The sequence below is a fragment of the Mesorhizobium sp. PL10 genome, from assembly GCF_053714315.1.
Window position 1 is genome coordinate 1 of sequence record NZ_JBSKBR010000011.1, and the last position, 21,441, is coordinate 21,441.

A 21,441-nucleotide genomic window follows, 5' to 3' on the forward strand; every position below is an offset into this window, starting at 1 on the left:
ACTGGCTCGACTGGAGCAACAGGTGATACCGGAGCGACTGGAGCGACGGGCTCGACTGGAGCAACAGGCTCCACCGGAGCCACAGGGGCAACTGGCGACACGGGAGCGACAGGTTCGACTGGAGCAACAGGCTCCACCGGAGCGACTGGCTCGACCGGAGCAACAGGTGATACCGGGGCGACTGGCTCCACTGGAGCGACCGGCTCGACTGGTGCAACCGGCTCGACCGGAGCAACCGGCTCGACCGGGGCAACCGGCTCGACCGGAGCAACTGGCTCGACCGGCGCCACCGGCTCGACAGGTGCAACTGGCTCGACCGGCGCAACTGGCTCGACCGGTTCGACTGGCTCGACCGGGGCAACTGGCTCGACCGGAGCAACTGGCTCGACCGGCGCCACCGGCTCGACAGGTGCAACCGGCTCGACCGGAGCAACTGGCTCGACCGGTGCAACTGGCTCGACCGGGGCGACTGGTTCGACAGGTGCAACTGGCTCGACCGGAGCAACCGGCTCGACTGGTGCAACCGGCTCGACCGGAGCAACTGGCTCGACCGGGGCGACTGGTTCGACAGGTGCAACAGGCTCGACCGGAGCAACCGGCTCGACTGGTGCAACGGGCTCGACTGGCTCGACCGGAGCAACTGGCTCGACCGGAGCAACCGGCTCGACCGGAGCAACTGGCGCGACCGGCGCCACCGGCTCGACGGGAGCAACCGGCTCGACAGGTGCAACGGGCTCGACCGGTGCAACTGGCTCGACCGGTGCGACTGGCTCGACCGGAGCAACCGGCTCTACTGGTGCGACTGGCTCGACGGGAGCAACCGGCTCTACTGGTGCAACGGGCTCGACCGGAGCGACTGGCTCGACTGGTGCAACGGGCTCGACCGGAGCGACTGGCTCGACCGGGGCGACTGGCTCGACAGGTGCAACCGGCTCGACCGGTGCGACGGGCTCGACCGGAGCAACCGGCTCTACTGGTGCGACTGGCTCGACGGGAGCAACCGGCTCTACTGGTGCAACGGGCTCGACCGGAGCGACTGGCTCGACTGGTGCAACGGGCTCGACCGGAGCGACTGGCTCGACTGGTGCAACTGGCTCGACGGGAGCAACAGGTGATACCGGTGCGACTGGCTCGACTGGAGCAACAGGCTCTACCGGTGCAACCGGTTCGACCGGAGCGACTGGCTCGACTGGTGCAACGGGCTCGACCGGAGCGACTGGCTCGACTGGTGCAACTGGCTCGACGGGAGCAACAGGTGATACCGGAGCAACCGGCTCGACTGGCGCAACCGGCGCCACAGGTGCAACCGGTTCGACCGGAGCGACTGGCTCAGCCGGAGCGACGGGTGCGACCGGAGCGACCGGCCCGGGCGGTGAGACTGGTGACCACCATGGCAATAACGGCTTTGGCAATGGAGATCAGGATGCACCTGGTAATTCCGGGAACCATAACAATGCCGAAAACGGCCCTGGTCACAAAGCCAACCTCACGACCAGTACGCTGGGCCTAAAGGACTCGACGCAGTTCCTGCAATCCGGCTCTACCGACAGTGGTGCCGTCAGCCATGCGTCGTTCCGGCAGCTTGTCGGCCTGGCGGCCAGTTCGGTGACGACCGACCTCCTGAATGTCCTCAACACGATCAGGGGATTTGGTCAGAACCAGAACAAGCCGTTGGGTGCGAGCACCGACCTGATCTCGGACAAGACCAAGCAGGGCGCCGGCTACACCAACACCGACGACACAGTGAAGAAGGCTCTGAAGGATGTTCTGAAGCCGCATGAGTGAGCAGGAATGGTGACCGGACAAACCGCAATAGAAGCCGGTCCAAGGATAGAAATGGTCGCGCGGGCTTTGCGAGAGAGCAAGGCCTGCGCGTCCACTATTTCCGAAAGGACAAAGGGCTCGTGCGAGCAAGTGGCGAAAGGTGTAGTCAGTGCCGCCGGAAATCCCGACGGGGACGGTCTGCCCTGGGCACCACTGAACCTTGGCTTGCGTGCCGGAAGGGAAGTCCATGGTGAGCATCCCTTTTAACGCCGAAATCCAGCCCGTCCAAATCGGCACCGACACCGAAGCCGACGGGACCGGCAAGGCCGGCGGCGAGAGCGCAGTGGGGCGGACTCCGGGTGGCCCCGCCGAGTTTGACCAGGTCGGGCCGCGCCTCAAGGCAATCCTCGCGGTCGCCCGATATTACGGGGTCGAGCTCGACCCGAACGAATTCAGGGCGGCAAGTGCAAGTCCGTTTCCAACCTCCACTGATCTGTCTGAATGGGCCCGTAATGGCGGCATGTGGTCTCGCGCCGTCCGCGTTCGCTGGTCTCACCTCTTGCGCTTTCAGGACACCGGACCGGTCGTTCTGTTGTTTAACGATGGGGGCGCGGGGCTCCTCACCGGAGCGAGTGCGGAGCGCAACCTGGTCTTCCTCAAAAGCGCGGACGCGCCTGATGATGGTCAATCCACCGCGATCGACGAGTTGCGGCTGTCGCAGGTGTGGACGGGCGAGGCGGTGCTGCTGCGACAGGCGCGATCCTCTGTTGAGGCGGATGCGCCTTTCACTCTCGGCTGGCTCGTCGAACTGGTGCGGCTCGAAAGTCGGCCGCTCCGCGACGTCGCTATCGCCTCGTTCACGCTCAGCGTGCTTACCATTCTGCCGCCGCTCATCGTCATGACGGTCGTCAACAAGGTGCTGCAGTTCAACAGTGTCTCCACGCTGTTGCTCTTATCGGCCATAATTGCCGTCGTCTTCGCCTACGAGACGCTCCTGGGCCACGCGCGACGATTGATCATCAACGTCGTCGGCGCGCGTCTGGACACCAAACTGCAGCTGCACGTTTTCAGTCGGCTCCTGCGCCTGCCACTGGACTATTTCGAGCGTCATCCGGCCGGCGAGACGATGTACCGTCTCGCCCAGGTCTATCGCATCCGCGAGTTCCTGACCGGCAAACTGCTCAGCACGTTGCTCGACCTGATTACGCTGTGCGTGCTGATACCGGTGATGTTCTACATCAACGCCAAGCTCGCCTGGATCGTGATCGCCTGCGCAGGCGTGATCGTGGTGATCATTCTCGCCTTCCTCAAGCCGATGCGCCGCAGGTACCAGCGGGTGATCGAAGCCGAGACATGGAAAGCGGCCGCGCTCGGCGAAACTGTTGTCGGGATAAAGACCGTGAAGGCACTTGGTCTCGAGCCGCAACGCAAGGCGCTTTGGGACGAGCAGGTGGCGGAGTCGGGAAGGGCGCGCCTGGCCTTCGGCCAGTTCGCCAGCTGGCCGCAGACCCTGGTTACGCCGATCGAACGTGCCATGGTGCTTGGCACTATGCTGATCGGCGCCTATCTCGCGATGAACGACAGTTCGGGATATATGGTAGGCGGCCTGTTCGCCTTCATGATGATCTCCCAGCGCGTCGCACAACCCCTCGTCGGGCTTGCACGACTGATCGAAGACTACGAGGAGGTCGGGGCAGCGATCGGCGAGGCGGCGTCTGTCCTGAACCGGCCGCTGGAGAGCAGTTCGAATTCCCTCGGCCTGAGACCAAGGCTCGTCGGCGAGATCACGCTCAGCGATCTGACCTTCAGCTATATCGGTACGAAGACGCCCGCACTCGACCGGGTCAGCTTCAACATTCCGGCAGGGTCCATGTTCGGCATCGTCGGGCGCAGCGGGTCGGGAAAATCGACGATCGCGCGTCTCCTGCAGGGGATCAACCGAGACTATAGCGGATTCCTCAAGCTGGATGGTGTCGACCTCAAGGAATTCAACCTGCGCCACCTGCGCCAGGGGCTCGGCGTGGTGCTCCAGGACAATTTCCTGTTCCGCGGATCGATTCGCGACAACATCATTGCCGGGCGCGCAGGCCTGACGCTTTCCGACGCCATGCGTGCCGCACATCTGGCCGGCGCCGAAGAATTTATCGAACGAATGCCCAATGGCTACGACACCTACATCGAGGAAGGATCGCCCAATCTGTCGGGCGGTCAAAAGCAGCGGCTGGCGATCGCGCGCGCACTCATCCACAATCCGACCATCCTCATCCTCGACGAAGCGACCAGTGCACTCGACCCGGAGAGCGAAGCGGTCGTCAGCAACAACCTGATGCGCATTGCCAGCGGACGCACGATGATCATCGTTTCGCACCGGCTCTCCTCGCTCACGGAGTGTGACCAGATCCTGGTAATGGAGCAAGGTAAGGTACTCGACGTGGCCCCGCACGCGACCCTGCTCGAACGATGCCCCCTCTACAGGCAACTATGGTTGCAGCAGAACCGGCACCTCGACGGCCGCGCCGGGCGTCCGGTGGCAGTACCGTCGCGGCTGGATTGACGATGTCGATTGAGCGCGAGATCGCCGGCAAATCGGCGATCCATACCGGCGCGAAAGTGCTTGGCGGCACGCCAAAAGGTGGAATGGGATAGCAAGCCATGAGCAGCAGCACCTCAGTCGCCATCCGCCCAGCCCGCTGGCAGCGGACCAAAACGAACGATCCGACCACACCGGTCATCCTCGAATTCCAGTGGCCGTCGACGGCGATCGCCAATGCGCCAATTCCGAGAACGGCGCGGGGCATCGTCTGGGTTATTTCGAGTTTGGTAATCGCCTTGATTGCCTTGGCGGGGCTGATCCCCGTCGACCAGGTGGTGACGACCAGAGGGCTAGTGGTCTCACAATCGCCGAACATCATTGTGCAGCCACTGGAGACGGCGATCGTTCGCTCGATCGACGTGCGCGAAGGACAGAATGTGCGAGCCGGTCAATTGCTGGCCCGCCTCGATGCTACCTTTGCCTCAGCCGACCTCCAGTCGCTGGCAATTCAGGTCTCGACGCTTGAGGCCGAAGTGGCTCGGTTGAAGGCAGAGGCCGACGGGCAAGCCTTCAACTATGACGGTCTCGATCCAAGCTGGACCCTGCAGGCGTCCATCTTCGAGCGTCGTAAGGCGGTCTATGACTCCAAGCTGGATAGTTTTGACCGACAGCTTGACGAACTCAGTTCCGTGATCTCGCGATCACAATCTGATGCGGAAGGCTATCGCCAGCGGCTCAAAGTCGCGGCCTCGATCGAACAGATGCGAAAACAGCTGGAAGCAAGACAGGTGGGAAGTCGCCTCAATACACTCCTCGCCGAGGACAACTGGGCGGAAATGTCCCGCTCGCTCAGCAATGCCGAGCAGACAACAGAAGCCGCCAAACGCCAGCAGGCGGGGGCGGCCGCGGACCGCAACGGCTACATTCAGAGCTGGCGAGCGGAAGTCTCGCAGGGCCTGTCGGAGGCGAACTCGCGACTGTCCGACGCCCGCGAACTCCTCAACAAGGCGAAGCTGCGCAAGCAGTTGGTCGAACTGCGGAGCGAAGCCGACGCTATCGTCCAGTCGGTGGCGAAGGTTTCGGTTGGGTCGGTTCTGCAGTCTGGTGAGCGCTTGATCACTCTGGTGCCGGTCAACGCGCCTCTCGAGATCGAGACAAACATCGTCGGCCGGAGCAGCGGCTTCGTTCATGTCGGCGATCCGGTGGTCATCAAGTTCGACACCTTTCCCTATTCGCAATACGGCCTCGCCCACGGCTCCGTGCGAGCGCTCAGCCCTGATTCCTTCTCGGCACGAGACCAAGTGCGCGATCAGAACAGCTCCCGGGCCATGCTGCCTTCGGATGCTGAGCCGTTCTATCGCACGCGGATTTCCATCGACCAGGTCGCGTTGCACGACGTGCCCGCCGGGTTCGTGGTCAGCCCCGGCATGCCGGTGACGGCAGATGTGAAAGTCGGCCGGCGCACCGTGCTCAAATACATTCTTGGCGTGATGCTCCCGATCGGCCAGGAAGCCATGCGGGAACCCTAGGGCAGTTGGGACTACGGAGGGGTCGCATCGATGGCAATCCTGAATCGGCTGACTGATCGCGCCTTCCCGGCAGCGGCCTTGCGCCGGGCAATCCAGCTCAGCGACAAGCCGGCAGAAGCCTTTCCGCACTTGGCGGTCGCGGCACGCGCCGGTCTCGTCGATGCCGAGTATCGGGTCGCCCGTTGCTATCTAGAGGGCTCAGGCGTGCCGGCGAGCCGGGCGGAAGGTAGGCGTTGGCTGCTGCGGGCGGCGAACCACGGAAGTGCTGACGCGCAGGCTCTTCTGGCTGCCCTCTATCTGGCCGGGCTGGTGCCCGCGGATGCTGACGGCCGCGATGCCGGCTCCGTGAGTCTCTTCGAACGAGAATACTCTGGCGAACCTGACTTCGCTGCTGCACTCGGTTTTGCCACCAAGGCGGCCGAGGCAGGCTCGGCAACGGGACAGGCGGTCCTCGGTTACATTCTGGCCAGCGGCCCCGAGCCGATGCGGGATGCGGATGCTGCGCAGCGCTGGTACGAAAGGTCGGCCGCAGCTGGCTGCGCCGAAGGAAGTCTCGGCCTTGCCCTCTCGCTGGCCCGGCGCGGCAGGCCGGAACAACGGAGCAGGATCGCCGACGAGGTACGGCGCGCGGCAGATGCCGACCTGCCGACCGCAACCTACCTTCTCGCGGTCCTCACCGAACATGGGTTCGGAGTCACGAGCGATCTTGCCGCGGCCGCGGGGCTTTATCAGCAAGCTGCGGAGAAAGGCCTTCCCTCGGCCCAGTACCGGTTAGGGCTGGCGCTGATCGACGGGAGTCTCGTCGACCCGGATCCCGTGGCCGGGGGGGCGTGGATGCGGCGCGCCGCGCTGGCCGGCAACGTAGAGGCAGCCCACTTCCTGGGTGATCGTAACGCCAAGAGCCGGCCGCCGGATTTTGCGGAAGCCGCAACATGGTATCGACGGGCCGCCGAGGCGGGTCACCAGGCCGCCGCGCGCGCGCTGGCATCTCTCTACTTGACGGGAAACGGTGTTGTCAGGGATGAGAAAGAGGGGACACGCTGGCTGCGCACTGCAGCGGCCAGCGGGAACCAGGCAGCACAAGTAGACCTGGCCAACCTGGTGCTTCGAGGGGCTGGCGAGCCGGCAGATACTGCAAGTGTAGCCCGATGGTTCGAGGCTGCCGCATTGTCAGGCGACTTGACCGCTGCGTTCAATCTAGGGCTCTGTTTCACCAACGGCGTCGGTGTACGCCAGGACGAAGGTCGGGCTGCGCAGTGGCTAAGACGCGCGGCCGAAGGCGTGGCCGAGGCTCAATACATGTATGCGCGTATGCTCAGGGATGGGCGTGGCGTGGTGGCCGACCCGCATCACGCCCGCGCCTGGTTTGCCGAGGCAGCCGAAGGTGGCGTGCTCGACGCCCAAGTGGCACTTGCGGAGATGCTGCTCAACGGGGGCGGCGGCAAGCGTTTGCCGGAGGCCGCCGTGAAGCTGTTCGAACGGGCCGCCGCCGACGGTCATGCTGGGGCAATGTTTGCCCTGGGGGCGCTGCACAGTTCCGGCGAGGTCCTGCCCATCGATCAGGTGGCGGCGCAGAAATGGTTTGCCGCCGCCGCCGAACGTGGGCACGGACAGGCCCAATTCATGCTGGGCCGGTATCTCTCCAGAGGTCTTGCCGGAGAGCGCAACCCGGTGGCCGGCCGCCTTTGGCTCGAGCGCGCGGCAGCGCACGGCATCCAGGAAGCGGTCGAGGAGCTCGCCGATTTTGCCCCGGGTTGAAGCAGGTCAGAATATGAGCAGGCGCGCCGCAGACTTTCTACGCAGATGGATGCTCGACCATCTGCCGCCGCGAATTGAAGACCCCGCCCTTGTCGTGACCACCATGGCGGCCGACGCCGTGCGGGCTGCCGAGGTCCAAGGCATGACGCACCAAGAGATCGATCAAGAGATCGCAAGCGTCTATGAAGCGATCATGTGTACGCTCGAGGATCGCGCGTCAGATTTGGCGGGTTAGGCAAAACGCCGGGGCCGGCTCGAGATGCGCCTGCGAATGTCCCAATTCAGGAGAGAATTGCCGGCATTAAACTTGCGCCGTCAGCGGCCCGACAGTCTGTTGGGGGGTGTTCGCAAGTCTGCAGCAGAACCTTGTTCGGACGTTTTCCCCCGCTAATGGCCGGGCAGCTTTCGTGTTGGGAGTAGTCAGCAATGAGTTTGCGGGTGAGCTTGTCGACCGAGATGAGATGCGCCTTGCTCGTCTCCTTCGTAGAACCAAGTCCTGGCGAAACAGGAGCGGCCCGGCCTGCTTATCAGCTTGACAGAGGATTTGCTGGCCGTGTCGATGAGTCAGGGCAACGGGATCGGCTTATCACTGAGTGTGCGCAAGTAGGCAATTAAGTTTGTTCGCTCAGTTTCGTCCGGAAGACCCGGGATCTCCATGTAAACGCCCGGCGTGGTTAGCATAGGCCCGAAGAGATATTTATTCAGGTCCTCGTACGTCCATACCCCCTCCCAGCTCGACAAGGCCTCGGAGTAACGCATATTTGCCACAGATGCCTTGTCGCGGCTGACGACCCCCCACAAATTCGGTCCCGTCTTGATTCCGCCCTGTGGCTCGACACTGTGGCAACCGCCACATGTGTGGGTGAAGGTGCTCCTGCCCTTTTCGACATCCGCAGAAGCCAACTTCGCCGAAATCGGCGCTGGTGTCGGCAAGATCACGCCGTGAGACAAGAGATAGTCGGCAACTTCGCGGCGCCCCTTGAGTTTTGCCAAATGGAGCGGCGTTTTGCCGTCCTTCGTCTTCGCATTCACGTCCGCTCCGGCCTCGACCAGTGCCTTTACGCAGTCGAGACAACCGGCAGTGACGGCGATGTGGATGGCGTTTTCGCGGTTGCGCGGCGAATTCGGATTTGCGCCGGCGTCCAGCAACAGTTTGATCAGATCGATCCTGCGTTTAGCCAAAGCCGGCATGAGGGCAGGACCCAAGGCTAGCGTCGGGGCGGCGTTGACGTCGGCACCGCGTTCTATGAGCAGTTTTGCTACCGCGAGATGCCCGGCTCTGACAGCAAGATAGAGTGGTGTCCCGCTTCCGTCGCTTTCATCGACGCCGACACCCGAGTCGAGTGCTGCCGCGACCGCCGCAACGTCGCCCTTCTTGGCGGCGTCATGAATGGCTGCCGCCTGCGATGTCAGCGGGAGCAAACAGAAACATATCAACCACAGCATTCCAGCGCGCATAGTTGCCTCCCGGCAGCTTCAGATGTGAGCGACGGCGAGCGCGATCAAACTTTGCGCCTCCAGCAGAATATTAGCAACATCTTGACGAAGCCCTTTGCCGGGCCAGAGTCATTAGCCCTGGCGGAGGGCATCAAGATCGGCGATGAGGTCGCAATAAGGGCCAAGGTGCAGCACCAGGTCACAGAAGACCGCGTCAGCGTCACTGAAGAAGGAGCATAGGCGATGGCTGCTTATCCGACGTCGAAGTCACCGACGCTGCCACATTCGATGAATGAAAGCGCGAAGTCCCGGCTACCGAAACGCGCCATGGCGGGCGGTATCTCGCCCTCCTCGGTCTCTGATTCCGACCATCAGCCAGACATCGCTTTTCCAAACAGTTGGCTACGGAAATGGGCCCGCAGAGACGGATGCCCAAAATCGGGCCAGGGTGGGTCCAGAAGGTGGCATCTCCGCCAATCGTTCCAGCGAGCGTGCCGCTAACCTGCGGAATGTCGACACTATTCTGAGACAGTCGACAACACGCCAAAACTGGCAGACTGAATGGTGGTGCAGGCAGTCGTTTAGCGAACCAGTCTCTATCAGATTTCCCTCTTAGGCGTGGAAAAACAGCGAATTTACAACGATTTTGAGAAGCTTGGCCAATTCGGGTCCGAAATCTTGCATCAGATTCAAGGATTTGCTGCGATATCCCTATGAAGGCGAACAGGGAAATGATCGTTGGCTAACAGGGTACCTCGACACCTATGTCGCGGCTGTAGCTCCAAGGGATAACTAACGTCTTTAAACGACGAAATTCGGTCCAGTCGGCATCGGAAGCCATCTGCCCACACCATTTTTTAGTCGAACGTCCGATCGACACGCCCTCAAGCGCGCCGCTGAGCGCCGGCTATGATGATTACCGGCGGGTACAGTGCGGCGACAGCTTTTCCACACAGCATGACATAGTGAGTGGCGATGCCCGGCGGCTTATCACTTCTGCCCAATGACAACGCTTCGATTGGCGAGCCGATTGGCCGTCATCAGCGGTTGAACGGAAAAGAAACCATTCAGCATCAAACTACTGCTTTTTGATGCACCTTTCGAAACGTCGGAACGAGCGCTGGTCGAGCCGACAACGATGCCCCCAGGTGAACGGTACCCATGAAGAGTTTGACAATACGCCACCGCATCCTCGTCAGTTTCGCTGCCGTCCTGGTGGTGATGTGCGTGATAGCCGTCGTCGCGTATGCCTGGTTTCTCCAGGCCGAGCAGGAGGCGACAGAGGTCGAAAAGGGCATCCTCCCGGACCTCTATCACAGCACCGAGATCATGATCGGCCAGATGACGGCCCATAGCCTGCTTCAGGAGTATGCGCTCCAAGACAACCCATCGGATAAACGCACGCTTGAAAGCGCGATCGCGACCAATCGCGACCAGGTGCAGCGGCAGATGGACGACTATGAAGCGACAATTGTCTCCGATGTCGACAAACAGAATTATGCAGCCGTCAAAGAACTAGCCAACCAATTTCGCCAAGCTGAAGCTGCTGTGCTGGACGCAAGCCGGGCTGCCTTGTCGAAAGGCGAAACTCCCGATGAAGGCCCGGCCATCAAGAACACCGTAGAGCCGATCTTTCTGAAATTGCAGTCTGCTCTGCAGGCCATGGTCGAGGATCACAAAGGCGAGGCAAACAGCGCGACGGAGCGGATCAGCTCGATCGTGAGAACGGCGGAATTGGGCTTGAGCGTTGGCTTGCTGGCAGCCCTCGGGCTGGCCCTGCTTTTGGGTTACCAGCTGTTTCGCGCCATCACAGGTCCGCTCACTCGTCTGGTCGACGCGGTTCAGTTGATGCGGCAGGGCGACTTCAGCGACCGCATCGAGCTGAAGCGCCGGGACGAATTCAGCGTGCTTGCCGACGGCTTCAACGCAATGGCGGACGATCTCACCACCCTCATTGGTCAGGTTCAAAGGTCCAGCATCCAGGTCAGCACGTCGATCACGGGGATCGCCGCCACCTCCAAGCAACAGCAGGCGACCGCCACTGAAATCGCGGCGACCACCACGGAGATCCGCGCGACAGCCAAGGAAATCTCCGCCACGTCAAACGAGCTCGTGCGCACGATGAACGAGGTCTCCACAGTTGCCGAGCAGACGGCCGCCGTCGCCGGCGGAGGGCAAGCGGGACTGACGCGCATGGAAGAAACCATGCACCAAGTCATGGAAGCTGCGGCCGCAATCAATTCCAAACTCGCGATCCTGAGCGAGAAAGCCGGCAGCATCAATCAGGTGGTGACGACCATCACCAAAGTCGCCGATCAGACGAACCTTTTGTCGCTCAACGCTTCCATCGAGGCGGAGAAGGCAGGCCAATATGGCCGGGGCTTTGCTGTGGTGGCGACCGAAATCCGAAGGCTCGCGGACCAGACGGCCGTGTCCACCTACGATATCGAGCAGATGGTCAAGGACATCCAGTCGGCGGTCGCGGCCGGGGTGATGGGAATGGACAAATTTTCAGAACAGGTCCGCAGGGGCATGCAGGAAATCCAGCAGGTCGGCGGGCAACTGTTCGAAATCATTCAGCAGGTTCAGGGCCTGGTGCCACGTTTCGAAGTCGCCAATGAAGGCATGCAAGCCCAGGCGACCGGCGCCGGCCAGATCAGCGACACGCTGACCCAGTTGAGCGAGGCGGCTCAGCAAACAGTCGAATCTCTTCAGCAATCGACGCTCGCGATCGACGAGCTCAATCAAGTCTCGGGCGGGCTGCGAGGCAGCATTTCAAGGTTCAAGCTGAGAGCATAGCAAGCTCGCTGTCGGAGGTGACAATGCTATTCCTCGCCTTCAGCATGGGTACGGATCGCTACTTGATCGATGTGCACCAGATTGAAGAGGTGTTGCCCTATATCGATGTTAAAGCGTTGCCTGGCGCGCCGACCGGTGTGGTCGGTCTGGTCAGCTATAACGGAAAACCCATCCCACTGATCGATGTTACTCTTCTGGCGCTTGGCCGCCCATCCGAGCCGCGGTTGAGCACGCGCATCGTTGTGACGCGCTATCCGGCGCAAGATGGCGAGCAACGCCTGCTGGGGCTGATCGCGGAACGGGTGACGGATACGCTCGAACGGGACCCTGCCGATTTCGCGCCTTTCGGACTTGAGCCGGGAACGCCGCCCTATCTTGGTCCGGTGGCTTCGGATGGCCCGGAGATCATTCAGTGGGTCAAGGCGGAAGCGCTGCTTTCGGAAGAGATCCGTACCGCGTTGCTCCGCCAGGCCGAGATGGGTGGTTGATGACCGGTGCAGTCGAAAAGCTCCTGACGGAAACCATCGGACTGGACACTGCCAGCGTTGGTCCAACCGTGGTCCGTCAGGCGGTCAAAGACCGGATGGCAGCATGCCGGATAACCGACCCTCAGGCCTATTGGGAACATCTGATCGGTTCCGCGCAGGAGCTGCAAGAGCTGATCAATGCGGTGGTGATACCGGAGACCTGGTTCTTTCGCGACCGGGAAGCGTTCACGATGCTGGCGCGGCATGCGCGCAAACACAAGTGTGCCCAGCCAATAAAGGTCTTGAGCCTGCCATGTTCAACCGGCGAGGAGGCCTATTCAGTCGCCATGGCCCTGTTCGATGCCGGCTTTGCGGCACACGAATTCAAGATCGATGCCGTCGACGTCAGCAGCCGCAATATCGCGATGGCTGAACGCGCTGTCTATGGGCGCAATTCGTTTCGGGGCAGCTATCTCGATTTCAAGGATCGCTATTTCGAAGCGGCCGAGGGCGGGTTGCGCCCGAATGCTGCGGTGCTGAAACAGGTTCGGTTCAGGGTCGGAAACCTGTTCGATTCTCGCGTGTCTTTCGGGCAAGAGGTCTATGACATCCTGCTCTGCCGCAATTTGCTGATCTATTTCAATCGAGAGCTGCAGGATCGCGCATTGATCTGCCTGAAGGACCTCATGGCCAAGGACGGACTTCTTCTGGTCGGTCCGGCGGAAGCGGCGCTTCCAAGGCTGCACGGCCTCGTTTCCGCTGAATGGCCACTGGCCTTCGCCTTCCTGAAGTCTGAGCCCATGAAGACCGCGGCCCCGAAAGTTTCCGCCGCCGTTCCTGTGCGGCCCCCAACCCCGAAGGTCAACAAGGCCAAGCCTGTTGCTCCGCCTCGGCCGGCAATCGGTAAGGAAGGTCGCGTGCAGGCCACAGCCAAGCCGCTTGACCAACTCGCGGAAAGCCTGATTGCGGTTGAGCGGATCGCCAATGCGGGCCGGGTAAAGGAGGCACAGGAAGTCGCCCTAGCGCATCTCAAGGCATTCGGTCCTTCGGCGGAAATCTTCTACCTGCTGGGCCTCGTTCAGGATGCGGATGGCGCTGCGCCCGAAGCTGCGCAAAGCTATCGGAGGGCGCTCTATCTCGCGCCAAATCATCGGGAAGCTCTCGTCCATCTGGCTTTGCTGCTTCGAAAGCAAGGCGACCATAGCGGCGCCGAGGCATTGGCCGGCCGGCTGGATCGGGCCCAGAAAAGGAGCGGCAGCTGATGGCGGCTTCGACAGGGATCGCTCAGCCGGTGGAGGAGATTGAAATCGACGACTGCTGGCGCCGGATCGGCGTGCGCGGCGACAAGTCATGTCCGCTGCTGGAGCAGCATCTCCACTGCCGAAATTGCCCCACCTACAAGAAGATTGCACGGCGCCTCCTCGACCGTGCAGCGCCCTCGGCATATCGCGGCGAATGGCCTGACAAGTCTGGTCGTGCCGAGCTCGGTTTGGCGAACGACGAGGCGCTGCAGACTGCCGTCCTCTTCCGTTTGGGAGAGGAATGGCTGGCGCTTCCAGTCGGTATTTTTCATGAAGTGGCTGAATCCCGTCGCGTTCATTCGCTTCCACATCGCAGGAACAGCGCGGTGCTCGGCATTGCCAATGTCCGTGGTGAACTGCTGATCTGCCTGTCGCTCGCTGAATTGCTGGGCATAGACGAGCGCAAGGAGGGCGAACAAGGCGCACGAACCAAGGCATTTCGCCGGCTGGTCGTGGTGGGCGAGCGCGACAAGCGGGTTGCTTTTACGGTCGACGAGATCCACGGCTTACACCGCTACCGGGAACAAGACACGCTCGCTGTGCCGGCCACGATCGGCAAGGCGCTGTCGGCCGCCACGGTTGCCGTGTTGCCCTGGCAGGGACGAGCCGTTGGCTGTCTCGACCCGGGACAATTGCTCACGATGCTGGATCGGAGCATCGCATGACAGACGAGGACTTCAGCCAGGTTTCGATGCTGAGCCTCTTCCAGGCCGAACTGGAGTCGCAATCGCAGGCTTTGACCTCCGGTCTTCTGGCACTCGAACGCGATCCTGTGGCCGCCGATGCCCTGGAAGCATGCATGCGGGCCGCGCATTCCCTGAAAGGAGCCGCCCGCATCATTGACCTGATGCCCGCGGTCAAAGTTGCAAACGCCATGGAAGATTGCCTGGTCGCCGCGCAACGCGGGCATCTCAGGGTGCGACGGGAGCATATCGATGCGCTTCTGCAAGGCACAGACCTTCTGAAGTTGATCGCATCGGGACCATCGAGCGAGAGCGTGTCCCCTGAAGTCGAAGCCTTTCTCGCCAAGTTCGCAAAATTGTCTCTCCCCGACGCCACCCACTTGCCCGGCAAATCCGAAATTGATTTCGCGGATGCCCAGGGGGAGCTGGCGACGACCCTTTCAGCGAGCCTCCTGGTGGGCGCGGAACCGCAAAGGCAAGGAAGCATCGGCTCCGACAGAATGGTTCGGGTGACGGCGGACAGCCTGAACCGATTGCTCGGGCTGGCCGGCGAGTCGCTGATGGAAGCGCGGCGGCTCAGGCCGTTCGCCGACGGGCTGCTGCGGCTGAAGCGACTTCAATCGGACGTCGCAAGTGCGTTCGACGACCTTCATGCAGTGCTGCCGGCTGTTTCAAAGGACGAAGCAGTGGTGGAGGCGCTGGCCGAAGCGCAGCGAAAGCTTCGGCTGAGCCAGGCGTTCCTGGCGGAGCGTCTCGATGAGTTGGATTCAGTCGATCGAAAAGCCACCGATCTTGCCAACAGATTGTACGACGAAACGTTGGCGAGCCGGATGCGGCCGTTTGAAGACGGCGTGCGGCACTATGCGAGGATGGTCCGCGACCTCGGTCGTACCCTCGGCAAGCGGGTGCGGCTGGAGATCGTAGGCGGCTCCACCGGCATCGACCGCGACATCCTCGAACAACTCGACGCACCTCTGGGGCATCTCCTGCGCAACGCCGTAGACCACGGGCTTGAACCGCCCGAGGAGCGGGTCGCGGCAGGCAAACCGGCAGAGGGTCTCATCAGGCTCGAAGCGCGGCACAATGCCGGCCTGCTGCAAATAACCGTGGTGGACGACGGCAGGGGCATCGACCTGGCGGAGCTGCGCGAGACGATCGTCGCCCGGCAGCTCGCAACCAGGGAAAGTGCCGACACACTCAGCGAAACGGAATTGCTCGCCTTCCTGTTTCTGCCGGGCTTTTCGATGAAACTGGGCCTTACCGACGTCTCCGGCCGTGGTGTGGGGCTCGACGCTGTGCAGGCGATGACCAAGGAGGTCCGCGGTATCACCAGCGTCTCCTCGGAATTCGGGCACGGAACCAGGTTTCAACTGCAACTGCCGCTGACGTTGTCGGTCCTGCGCACGCTGCTCGTCGATGTCGATGGCGAGCCCTATGCGTTTCCGCTCGCTGCCATTTCGAAGACACTGAAATTGCAGCGGACGCAGATCAATCTCCTTCAGGGCCGGCCGCATTTTCGTCTGAACGACCGACAGATCGGGCTGGTCACGGCACGCGAGGTGCTGAACCGGGGTGAGCCCGGACCCGAACCGGACGCTCTCTCGGTCGTCGTCGTGGATGCCGGTCAGGGCGGAGCATACGGCATGATCGTCGATCGTTTCCTCGGCGAACGCGAGCTGGTGATCCGGCCTCTCGATCCCCGCTTTGCCAAGATCAAGGACATCAGCGCGGCGGCCCTGATGGAAGACGGTTCGCCTGTCCTGATCTTCGACGTGGATGATCTGGTAAGATCGGTGGAGAAGCTTGCATCATCCGGCGGATTTCGAGCCCTTCGGCGTGCCGCGGGCGGTCCAGAACCCGGCAGGCGCAAGCGCGTGCTGGTGATTGACGATTCACTCACGGTTCGCGAACTCCAGCGCAAGATGCTGGGCAATCATGGTTATGAGGTCGAAGTGGCGGTCGACGGCATGGACGGGTGGAATGCCGTCCGCTCCGGCCCCTTCGATCTTGTCGTCACCGACATCGACATGCCGCGTATGGACGGCATCGAGTTGGTGAGCTTGATCCGCAAGGACGCTCATCTCAAGAACACGCCGATCATGATCGTTTCGTACAAGGATCGCGAGGAAGACCGCTCGCGCGGACTTGACGCCGGCGCGGACTACTATCTGACCAAGGGCAGCTTTCAGGACGAGGCGCTGATTCATGCCGTCGTGGACATGATTGGCGAGGCGACCGGATGAGATCGAAATTGGAAGCCAACGAATGAGAATCGGCATAGTCAACGATATGCCGATGGCGGTCGAGCTTCTGCGCCGGCTGGTCGTGTCGACCCGCGAACATCAGGTCGCATGGATGGCGACCAATGGGCGTGAGGCGGTCGATGCCTGCAGACGTGACCTGCCGGATCTGATACTCATGGATCTAGCAATGCCAGAGATGGACGGCGTGGAAGCGACCCGCAAAATCATGGCAGAAACCCCGTGCTCGATCTTGCTGGTAACCGCCAGTATCGAAGCCAACGTCGCCGGGGTCTACGAAGCAATGGGTCATGGCGCGCTCGATGCAGTTGATATTCCGTCGGTGGGCATCGCTGGCAACGCCTCCTCGCAATCCGCACGGCTTCTGACCAACAAGATTGCAACGATCGGTAAGCTGGTCCGTGATGTGCCATCCAAGGCAGGCGGGCGGATATCAGTCGCAGCCGACCCCTCCCCTCGACGCCTGGTTGCGATCGGCGCCTCGGCGGGCGGGCCGGCTGCCGTTGCAAAGGTGCTCAGCGCATTTCCCATTGATTTTGGCGGCGCAATCGTGCTCGTCCAGCATCTCGATGCTCAGTTCATTCCAGGCCTTGCCGATTGGCTCGGGCAGCATACCCGGCTTCCGATCCGTGCGGCGCAGGAAAAGGACAGGCCTCAAGCGGGCACCGTTCTTATCGCCAGTTCGGATGATCATCTGGTTTTCAAGTCGGCTCAGCAACTTGGCTACACGTCCAGCCCCAAGGACAACGTCTATCGGCCGTCCGTGGATGTGTTTTTCGAAAGCGCGGCGCAATGGTGGCCGGGTTCGGTAATTGGGGTCCTGCTTACCGGCATGGGCAGGGATGGGGCGCGCGGGCTGAAACAACTCCGCGACAAGGGGCATCTCACAATCGCGCAGGATGAAGCAACCAGCGCCGTCTATGGCATGCCGAAGGCCGCCGCTGCGATCGGTGCGGCGGTAGATATTCTTCCTTTGAGCGCTATCGGCTTACGCATTATCGAAGCCTGCGGGCGCCCCACGTGAAAGGGCTCTTCTGATGACGCAAGATCCAGAGCCGGTGCCGCCACTGGCAGATAATTATTCGTCGATGGTTCTGCTCATCGATGATCAGGTCATGGTTTGCGAGGCGGTCAGGCGCGCCCTGGCCAACGAGCCCGATATCGCCTTGCACTTCTGCACCGACCCGTTGAAGGCGATGGCCGTCGCGGATGAGGTAAAGCCAACCGTTATCCTGCAGGACCTCGTCATGCCCGGGGTCGACGGGCTGCATCTGGTGAAGGAATACAGGAAGCATTCGTCGACACACTCGGTTCCAGTCATTGTGCTGTCGAGCAAGGAAGATCCAGCTACCAAGGGCGAAGCCTTCGCTGCCGGAGCCAACGACTATCTAGTCAAACTGCCGGATCGCATCGAGCTGATTGCGCGCATTCGATATCACACGCGGGCCTATCTGGATCATGTCCAGCGAGACGCGGCGTACCGCGCGCTGAGGGAAAGCCAGCGACAGCTGATCAGCGCAAATCTCGAGCTTGAGCGTTTGACGCGGATCGATGGCCTGACGGGTCTCGGCAACAGGCGCTATTTCGACGAATATCTGGCGGCTGAGTGGAAACGCGCTCTTCGCGCACAGTCCCCATTGTCGCTATTGATGATCGATGCCGACAACTTCAAACGATACAACGATGCCTATGGCCACATGGCCGGCGATGAGGTGCTCAAGCAAATCGCCCGGGTAATCCAGGGCAGTTCCGGCCGCTCCACCGATCTCGCTGCGCGCTACGGAGGCGAAGAGTTTGTCATCGTTCTGGTCGACACTTTGCTGGAACAATCGAGCAGCATCGCGGAGCGGCTCGTCCAGAGCGTGCGGAACCTGAACATCCCGCACGGCCCGGATCGGGTGACCATCAGCGTCGGCGTCGCGACAACAGTGCCCAAGGAGAACGAGACACCAAACGATTTCGTCAATGCCGCCGATCTGGCGCTCTTCCGCGCTAAGTCGGAAGGACGAGATCGAGTGGCGCTTCACGTCCCCCGCAGCTAGAGAAGCTCGATGGAGGGCCTGGTCGATGTATTCTTGGATGTCGGCCGTTCGCGGCTCGATCCTTTCCATACTCCGCGAACTCGACCCACTCGTGGATGGGAGCGAAGAGGCTGGGAGGAGTCAATAAATCCCCAAAAGACAGGTTTAAATTCGCTTACAATTAAATCAGATAGTTATGCCAATGGTGGGCCCGGAGGATGCTTGGAAAACGAACATAATCAACAAATTAGAATCCGGTGGGACCATCCGACATTCAAATCTGTTCCAATGCTTTTCAATCTTTTTGTCCCACTCAACACGATTGCTTCTGCCTGTCGATCAAATGCGCCTCGCCCAAAGTGTCCCGCATGGCGGTGCGAGAAGCGTCTGAAGTGTTTGCGTGAGGTAGTGATAGTATCAGGAACGGACATTTACATTGAGCGTGCTGAATGTCGTGAGTGGGCCGACTGCGGAATGGCGGATTCTGGCCTCCGAAAAACGATAGCGGACGTTCACCTGTTGAGCGCGCGTCTCTGACGGCTAGTTGCGCATACACGCGAGTGCTACGCTCTCAGCAAACCCACGTGGCGTCTTTGTAGTTCAGGAGGCATTGTGGCGCGCCCGGAACGAAAGCTTGTGGCGGTTCTGGCAGCGGACGTAGCTGGCTACTCGCGTTTGATGGGGGCCGATGAGGCCGGGACTCTCTTCCATCTAAAGGCACTGCGCGCGGAAGTGATCGATCCAAAGGTCGCGCAATTCAGGGGTCGGCTGGTCAGCACCGCGGGCGACAGTCTGCTGATCGAGTTCGCCAGCGCTGTCGATGCGTTGCAGTTCGCAGTCGAGACGCAAGAGCGCATAACGGTACGCAATACAGATCTTCCTGAAGACCGGCGAATGGCCTTCAGAATGGGTATCAACGCTGGTGAGGTCATCCTGGATGAGACGACCATCTACGGCGACTGCGTGAACATTGCGGCGAGACTGGAAAAGGTCAGCGAGCCCGGAGGCGTCATCATTGGGCGCAGCGTTTATGATCAGGTAAATGGCAAACTTCCTTACGAGCTCGTCGACCTTGGCGATCAAACGATGAAGAACATAGCTGGGGCGGTTCGCGCCTACCGGGTCGAAACGGGAGAGGGGGGACAAGAAGCTTCGGTCGCTATCGCCTCGGCGAAGGATTTGCCGCTTCCGTTTAAGCCGTCTGTTGCCGTGCTTCCCTTCGCTAATATGTCGGCGGATCCTGAACAGGAATATTTCTCGGACGGAATAACCGAGGATCTAATCACGGAGCTTAGCCGTAGCCAAAGCCTGTTCGTGATCGCTCGCAATTCCTCATTCGTTTTCAAAGGACGGTCCGTAAACACTACCGAGGTGGGAAGGAAGCTCGGGGTACGCTACGTCGTCGAGGGAAGCGTTCGGAAGGCTGGAGCACGCGTAAGGATCACTGCGCAGCTGATAGAAGCATCATCCGGCAATCACGTCTGGGCCGAGCGTTACGATCGAAGCATCGACGACCTCTTCGCCGTGCAAGACGAGGTGACAGAACGGATCGCCTGGGCGTTGGTCGGTAGGGTTGGAGCTGCCGAAGTCGCGCGGACCAGGCAAGCCAAAGCAAGCCTTGGTGCCTATGACGCATTCTTGCGCGGAGTCGAGGCTACGCACCGTTTTACGGAAGACGACACCATCGCCGCTATCGAGTTCTTTAAGCTGGCCCTTCGCTGGGAGCTCGATTCGGCGCGGGCGCATGCGTGCCTCGCGGACGCCTACGCGACGCTCTCCGCCTTCAGGGCCGACGGAGGTCTGAAAGCGTTGGCGATGCAGTCGGCCTTGCGGGCGATTGAACTCGGCGATGCCAGCGGACTCGCAGAGGCGGTTGTTGCCGCTCTACATGCATGGAAAGGCGACTTCGAGACTGCTGAGACCCATTGGCAACGCGCGCTCGTGCTCGGACCCACAAATGCGATGGCACTAAACTGGGTTGGCTACATCTCTCTTTGGGACGGTCAACTCGCCAAGGCTCGCGAGGTAGGCGAGCGGCTGCAACGGCTCAATCCACTAGAAGACCGCGATATCCACGAACTGCTCGCATTTACGCATTATCTGCTCGGCGACTATGAGGCGTCACTGCAGTCGTTCCGCCGCTGGGATAACAACAACTATGATCGGGGATTCGCCAATCTGGCTGCGTGTTTGGGCCAGCTAGGACGCGCCGAAGAGGCACGATTGGCCTGGGGCAGATGCCTTGAACGGAAGCCAGGTTTCACTCTGTCTGATTACAAGCGCGACTCTCCATATCGGCGGCAGGAGGACCTAGAGCACTGGCTGGATGGCCTGCAGAAAGCGGGCATCGCCGATTGACGGATGACCGATGAACAATCAGGCGGTTCGTCGGAAGAGCAACTGCATCCAATTACTGACCGTAACGATTTTGGTCCAGGTGCGCGTCGCCACGCGCTGCGTCTTCGGGTCGTACGGAAAGACGGTGAAAAGCTTCTTGAGCGTGGCATCGTCAGGATAGATCGACTGATCGCGGAGAATGCTTCTTTCAACAAATTTTTGTGATGCCTTGTTACCATTAGCAAAGAATACATAGTTCGTGTTCTTGGCGGCGACTTCAGGCTTCATGAGCTAGTTGATGAAGGCATCCGCTTCGTCCACGTGCGGCGGATCTGCGGGGATTGCCAGTTGATCGAACCACATCACAGTGCCTTCCCGAGGGATCGAGTCGGCGATTGTGACGCCCTTACCGGCTTGAGCGGCACGGTCGCGCGCCTTCAGGACGTCGCCCGACCAACCGATCGGCAGGCAGATGTCGCCGTCCGCCAAAGCGTTGATGTACTCGGATGACTCAAACGGCTGGTGGCGCGCAAGCCACTACTTGGCGAACC

16 protein-coding genes and 1 pseudogene are annotated in these 21,441 nt (G+C 61.1%); 14 read left to right on the forward strand and 3 right to left on the reverse strand.

Annotation, left to right across the window (positions count from 1 at the left end; all coding sequences use genetic code 11):
* On the reverse strand, positions 1 to 1,298 hold a 1,298-nt coding region (locus ACWGTO_RS18670; RefSeq protein ID WP_454576278.1), incomplete at its 3' end, for a hypothetical protein.
* 307 nt (positions 1,299 to 1,605) lie between these two features.
* Here ACWGTO_RS18670 and ACWGTO_RS18675 point away from each other — a divergent pair.
* The 5 genes from ACWGTO_RS18675 (at position 1,606) to ACWGTO_RS18695 (ending at position 7,819) form a co-directional block, all read left to right on the forward strand.
* Complete coding sequence (locus tag ACWGTO_RS18675; protein ID WP_454576279.1) at positions 1,606 to 1,785, forward strand: hypothetical protein; 180 nt, start codon at positions 1,606 to 1,608, stop codon at positions 1,783 to 1,785.
* A 226-nt stretch (positions 1,786 to 2,011) separates the two neighbouring features.
* Positions 2,012 to 4,318: a peptidase domain-containing ABC transporter gene (locus tag ACWGTO_RS18680; protein ID WP_454576280.1), complete on the forward strand. Its 2,307-nt coding sequence runs from the start codon at positions 2,012 to 2,014 to the stop codon at positions 4,316 to 4,318.
* A gap of 98 nt (positions 4,319 to 4,416) precedes the next feature.
* A complete protein-coding gene (locus ACWGTO_RS18685; protein WP_454576281.1) occupies positions 4,417 to 5,826 on the forward strand; it encodes an HlyD family type I secretion periplasmic adaptor subunit in 1,410 nt (469 codons plus the stop codon).
* A gap of 30 nt (positions 5,827 to 5,856) precedes the next feature.
* Entirely contained in the window at positions 5,857 to 7,584 is a 1,728-nt protein-coding gene (locus tag ACWGTO_RS18690; protein ID WP_454576282.1) for a tetratricopeptide repeat protein, read from the forward strand.
* Between the two features lie 49 nt (positions 7,585 to 7,633).
* Entirely contained in the window at positions 7,634 to 7,819 is a 186-nt protein-coding gene (locus ACWGTO_RS18695) for a hypothetical protein (protein ID WP_454576283.1), read from the forward strand.
* Positions 7,820 to 8,148: 329 nt separating this feature from the next.
* Here the strand turns inward: ACWGTO_RS18695 and ACWGTO_RS18700 are convergent, their stop codons facing one another.
* Positions 8,149 to 9,042: an ankyrin repeat domain-containing protein gene (locus tag ACWGTO_RS18700; protein ID WP_454576284.1), complete on the reverse strand. Its 894-nt coding sequence runs from the start codon at positions 9,040 to 9,042 to the stop codon at positions 8,149 to 8,151.
* A gap of 24 nt (positions 9,043 to 9,066) precedes the next feature.
* Between ACWGTO_RS18700 and ACWGTO_RS18705 the strand changes: the two genes are divergently transcribed.
* The 9 genes from ACWGTO_RS18705 (at position 9,067) to ACWGTO_RS18745 (ending at position 20,911) form a co-directional block, all read left to right on the forward strand.
* Positions 9,067 to 9,261 carry a hypothetical protein gene (locus ACWGTO_RS18705; RefSeq protein WP_454576285.1) on the forward strand — a complete coding sequence of 65 codons (195 nt, stop codon included), beginning with the start codon at positions 9,067 to 9,069 and terminating at the stop codon, positions 9,259 to 9,261.
* Positions 9,262 to 10,182: 921 nt separating this feature from the next.
* Entirely contained in the window at positions 10,183 to 11,820 is a 1,638-nt protein-coding gene (locus ACWGTO_RS18710) for a methyl-accepting chemotaxis protein (RefSeq protein ID WP_454576286.1), read from the forward strand.
* Positions 11,821 to 11,843: 23 nt separating this feature from the next.
* Positions 11,844 to 12,308, forward strand: a complete 465-nt coding sequence (locus tag ACWGTO_RS18715) for a chemotaxis protein CheW (RefSeq protein WP_454576287.1) — start codon at positions 11,844 to 11,846, stop codon at positions 12,306 to 12,308.
* The gene (locus tag ACWGTO_RS18720; protein ID WP_454576288.1) at positions 12,308 to 13,549 is read left to right on the forward strand and encodes a CheR family methyltransferase; all 1,242 of its coding nucleotides are present in this window, start codon (positions 12,308 to 12,310) and stop codon (positions 13,547 to 13,549) included. Before ACWGTO_RS18715 ends, ACWGTO_RS18720 begins: the two co-directional genes overlap by 1 nt.
* Positions 13,549 to 14,253, forward strand: a complete 705-nt coding sequence (locus ACWGTO_RS18725; RefSeq protein ID WP_454576289.1) for a chemotaxis protein CheW — start codon at positions 13,549 to 13,551, stop codon at positions 14,251 to 14,253. The genes ACWGTO_RS18720 and ACWGTO_RS18725 overlap by 1 nt, the downstream gene beginning before the upstream one ends.
* Positions 14,254 to 14,279: 26 nt before the next feature.
* Entirely contained in the window at positions 14,280 to 16,514 is a 2,235-nt protein-coding gene (locus tag ACWGTO_RS18730; RefSeq protein ID WP_454576489.1) for a hybrid sensor histidine kinase/response regulator, read from the forward strand.
* A gap of 22 nt (positions 16,515 to 16,536) precedes the next feature.
* Complete coding sequence (gene cheB / locus ACWGTO_RS18735; RefSeq protein ID WP_454576290.1) at positions 16,537 to 17,556, forward strand: chemotaxis-specific protein-glutamate methyltransferase CheB; 1,020 nt, start codon at positions 16,537 to 16,539, stop codon at positions 17,554 to 17,556.
* A gap of 64 nt (positions 17,557 to 17,620) precedes the next feature.
* A complete protein-coding gene (locus tag ACWGTO_RS18740; RefSeq protein ID WP_454576490.1) occupies positions 17,621 to 18,574 on the forward strand; it encodes a diguanylate cyclase in 954 nt (317 codons plus the stop codon).
* 591 nt (positions 18,575 to 19,165) lie between these two features.
* Positions 19,166 to 20,911, forward strand: a complete 1,746-nt coding sequence (locus tag ACWGTO_RS18745; protein WP_454576291.1) for an adenylate/guanylate cyclase domain-containing protein — start codon at positions 19,166 to 19,168, stop codon at positions 20,909 to 20,911.
* A gap of 18 nt (positions 20,912 to 20,929) precedes the next feature.
* Here the strand turns inward: ACWGTO_RS18745 and ACWGTO_RS18750 are convergent.
* Positions 20,930 to 21,406: pseudogene (locus ACWGTO_RS18750) on the reverse strand (extracellular solute-binding protein); the annotation flags it as partial.
* Positions 21,407 to 21,441 lie beyond the last annotated feature (35 nt).

What these genes read in the sequence shown, in the direction of transcription:
- ACWGTO_RS18680 (WP_454576280.1), top strand. Translation starts at nt 2,012, where the DNA reads ATGGTGAGCATCCCTTTTAACGCCGAAATCCAGCCCGTCCAAATCGGC.
- ACWGTO_RS18685 (WP_454576281.1), top strand. Translation starts at nt 4,417, where the DNA reads ATGAGCAGCAGCACCTCAGTCGCCATCCGCCCAGCCCGCTGGCAGCGG.
- ACWGTO_RS18690 (WP_454576282.1), top strand. Translation starts at nt 5,857, where the DNA reads ATGGCAATCCTGAATCGGCTGACTGATCGCGCCTTCCCGGCAGCGGCC.
- ACWGTO_RS18695 (WP_454576283.1), top strand. Translation starts at nt 7,634, where the DNA reads ATGCTCGACCATCTGCCGCCGCGAATTGAAGACCCCGCCCTTGTCGTG.
- ACWGTO_RS18700 (WP_454576284.1), bottom strand. Translation starts at nt 9,042, where the DNA reads ATGCGCGCTGGAATGCTGTGGTTGATATGTTTCTGTTTGCTCCCGCTG.
- ACWGTO_RS18710 (WP_454576286.1), top strand. Translation starts at nt 10,183, where the DNA reads ATGAAGAGTTTGACAATACGCCACCGCATCCTCGTCAGTTTCGCTGCC.
- ACWGTO_RS18715 (WP_454576287.1), top strand. Translation starts at nt 11,844, where the DNA reads ATGCTATTCCTCGCCTTCAGCATGGGTACGGATCGCTACTTGATCGAT.
- ACWGTO_RS18720 (WP_454576288.1), top strand. Translation starts at nt 12,308, where the DNA reads ATGACCGGTGCAGTCGAAAAGCTCCTGACGGAAACCATCGGACTGGAC.
- ACWGTO_RS18725 (WP_454576289.1), top strand. Translation starts at nt 13,549, where the DNA reads ATGGCGGCTTCGACAGGGATCGCTCAGCCGGTGGAGGAGATTGAAATC.
- ACWGTO_RS18730 (WP_454576489.1), top strand. Translation starts at nt 14,280, where the DNA reads ATGCTGAGCCTCTTCCAGGCCGAACTGGAGTCGCAATCGCAGGCTTTG.
- cheB (WP_454576290.1), top strand. Translation starts at nt 16,537, where the DNA reads ATGAGAATCGGCATAGTCAACGATATGCCGATGGCGGTCGAGCTTCTG.
- ACWGTO_RS18740 (WP_454576490.1), top strand. Translation starts at nt 17,621, where the DNA reads ATGGTTCTGCTCATCGATGATCAGGTCATGGTTTGCGAGGCGGTCAGG.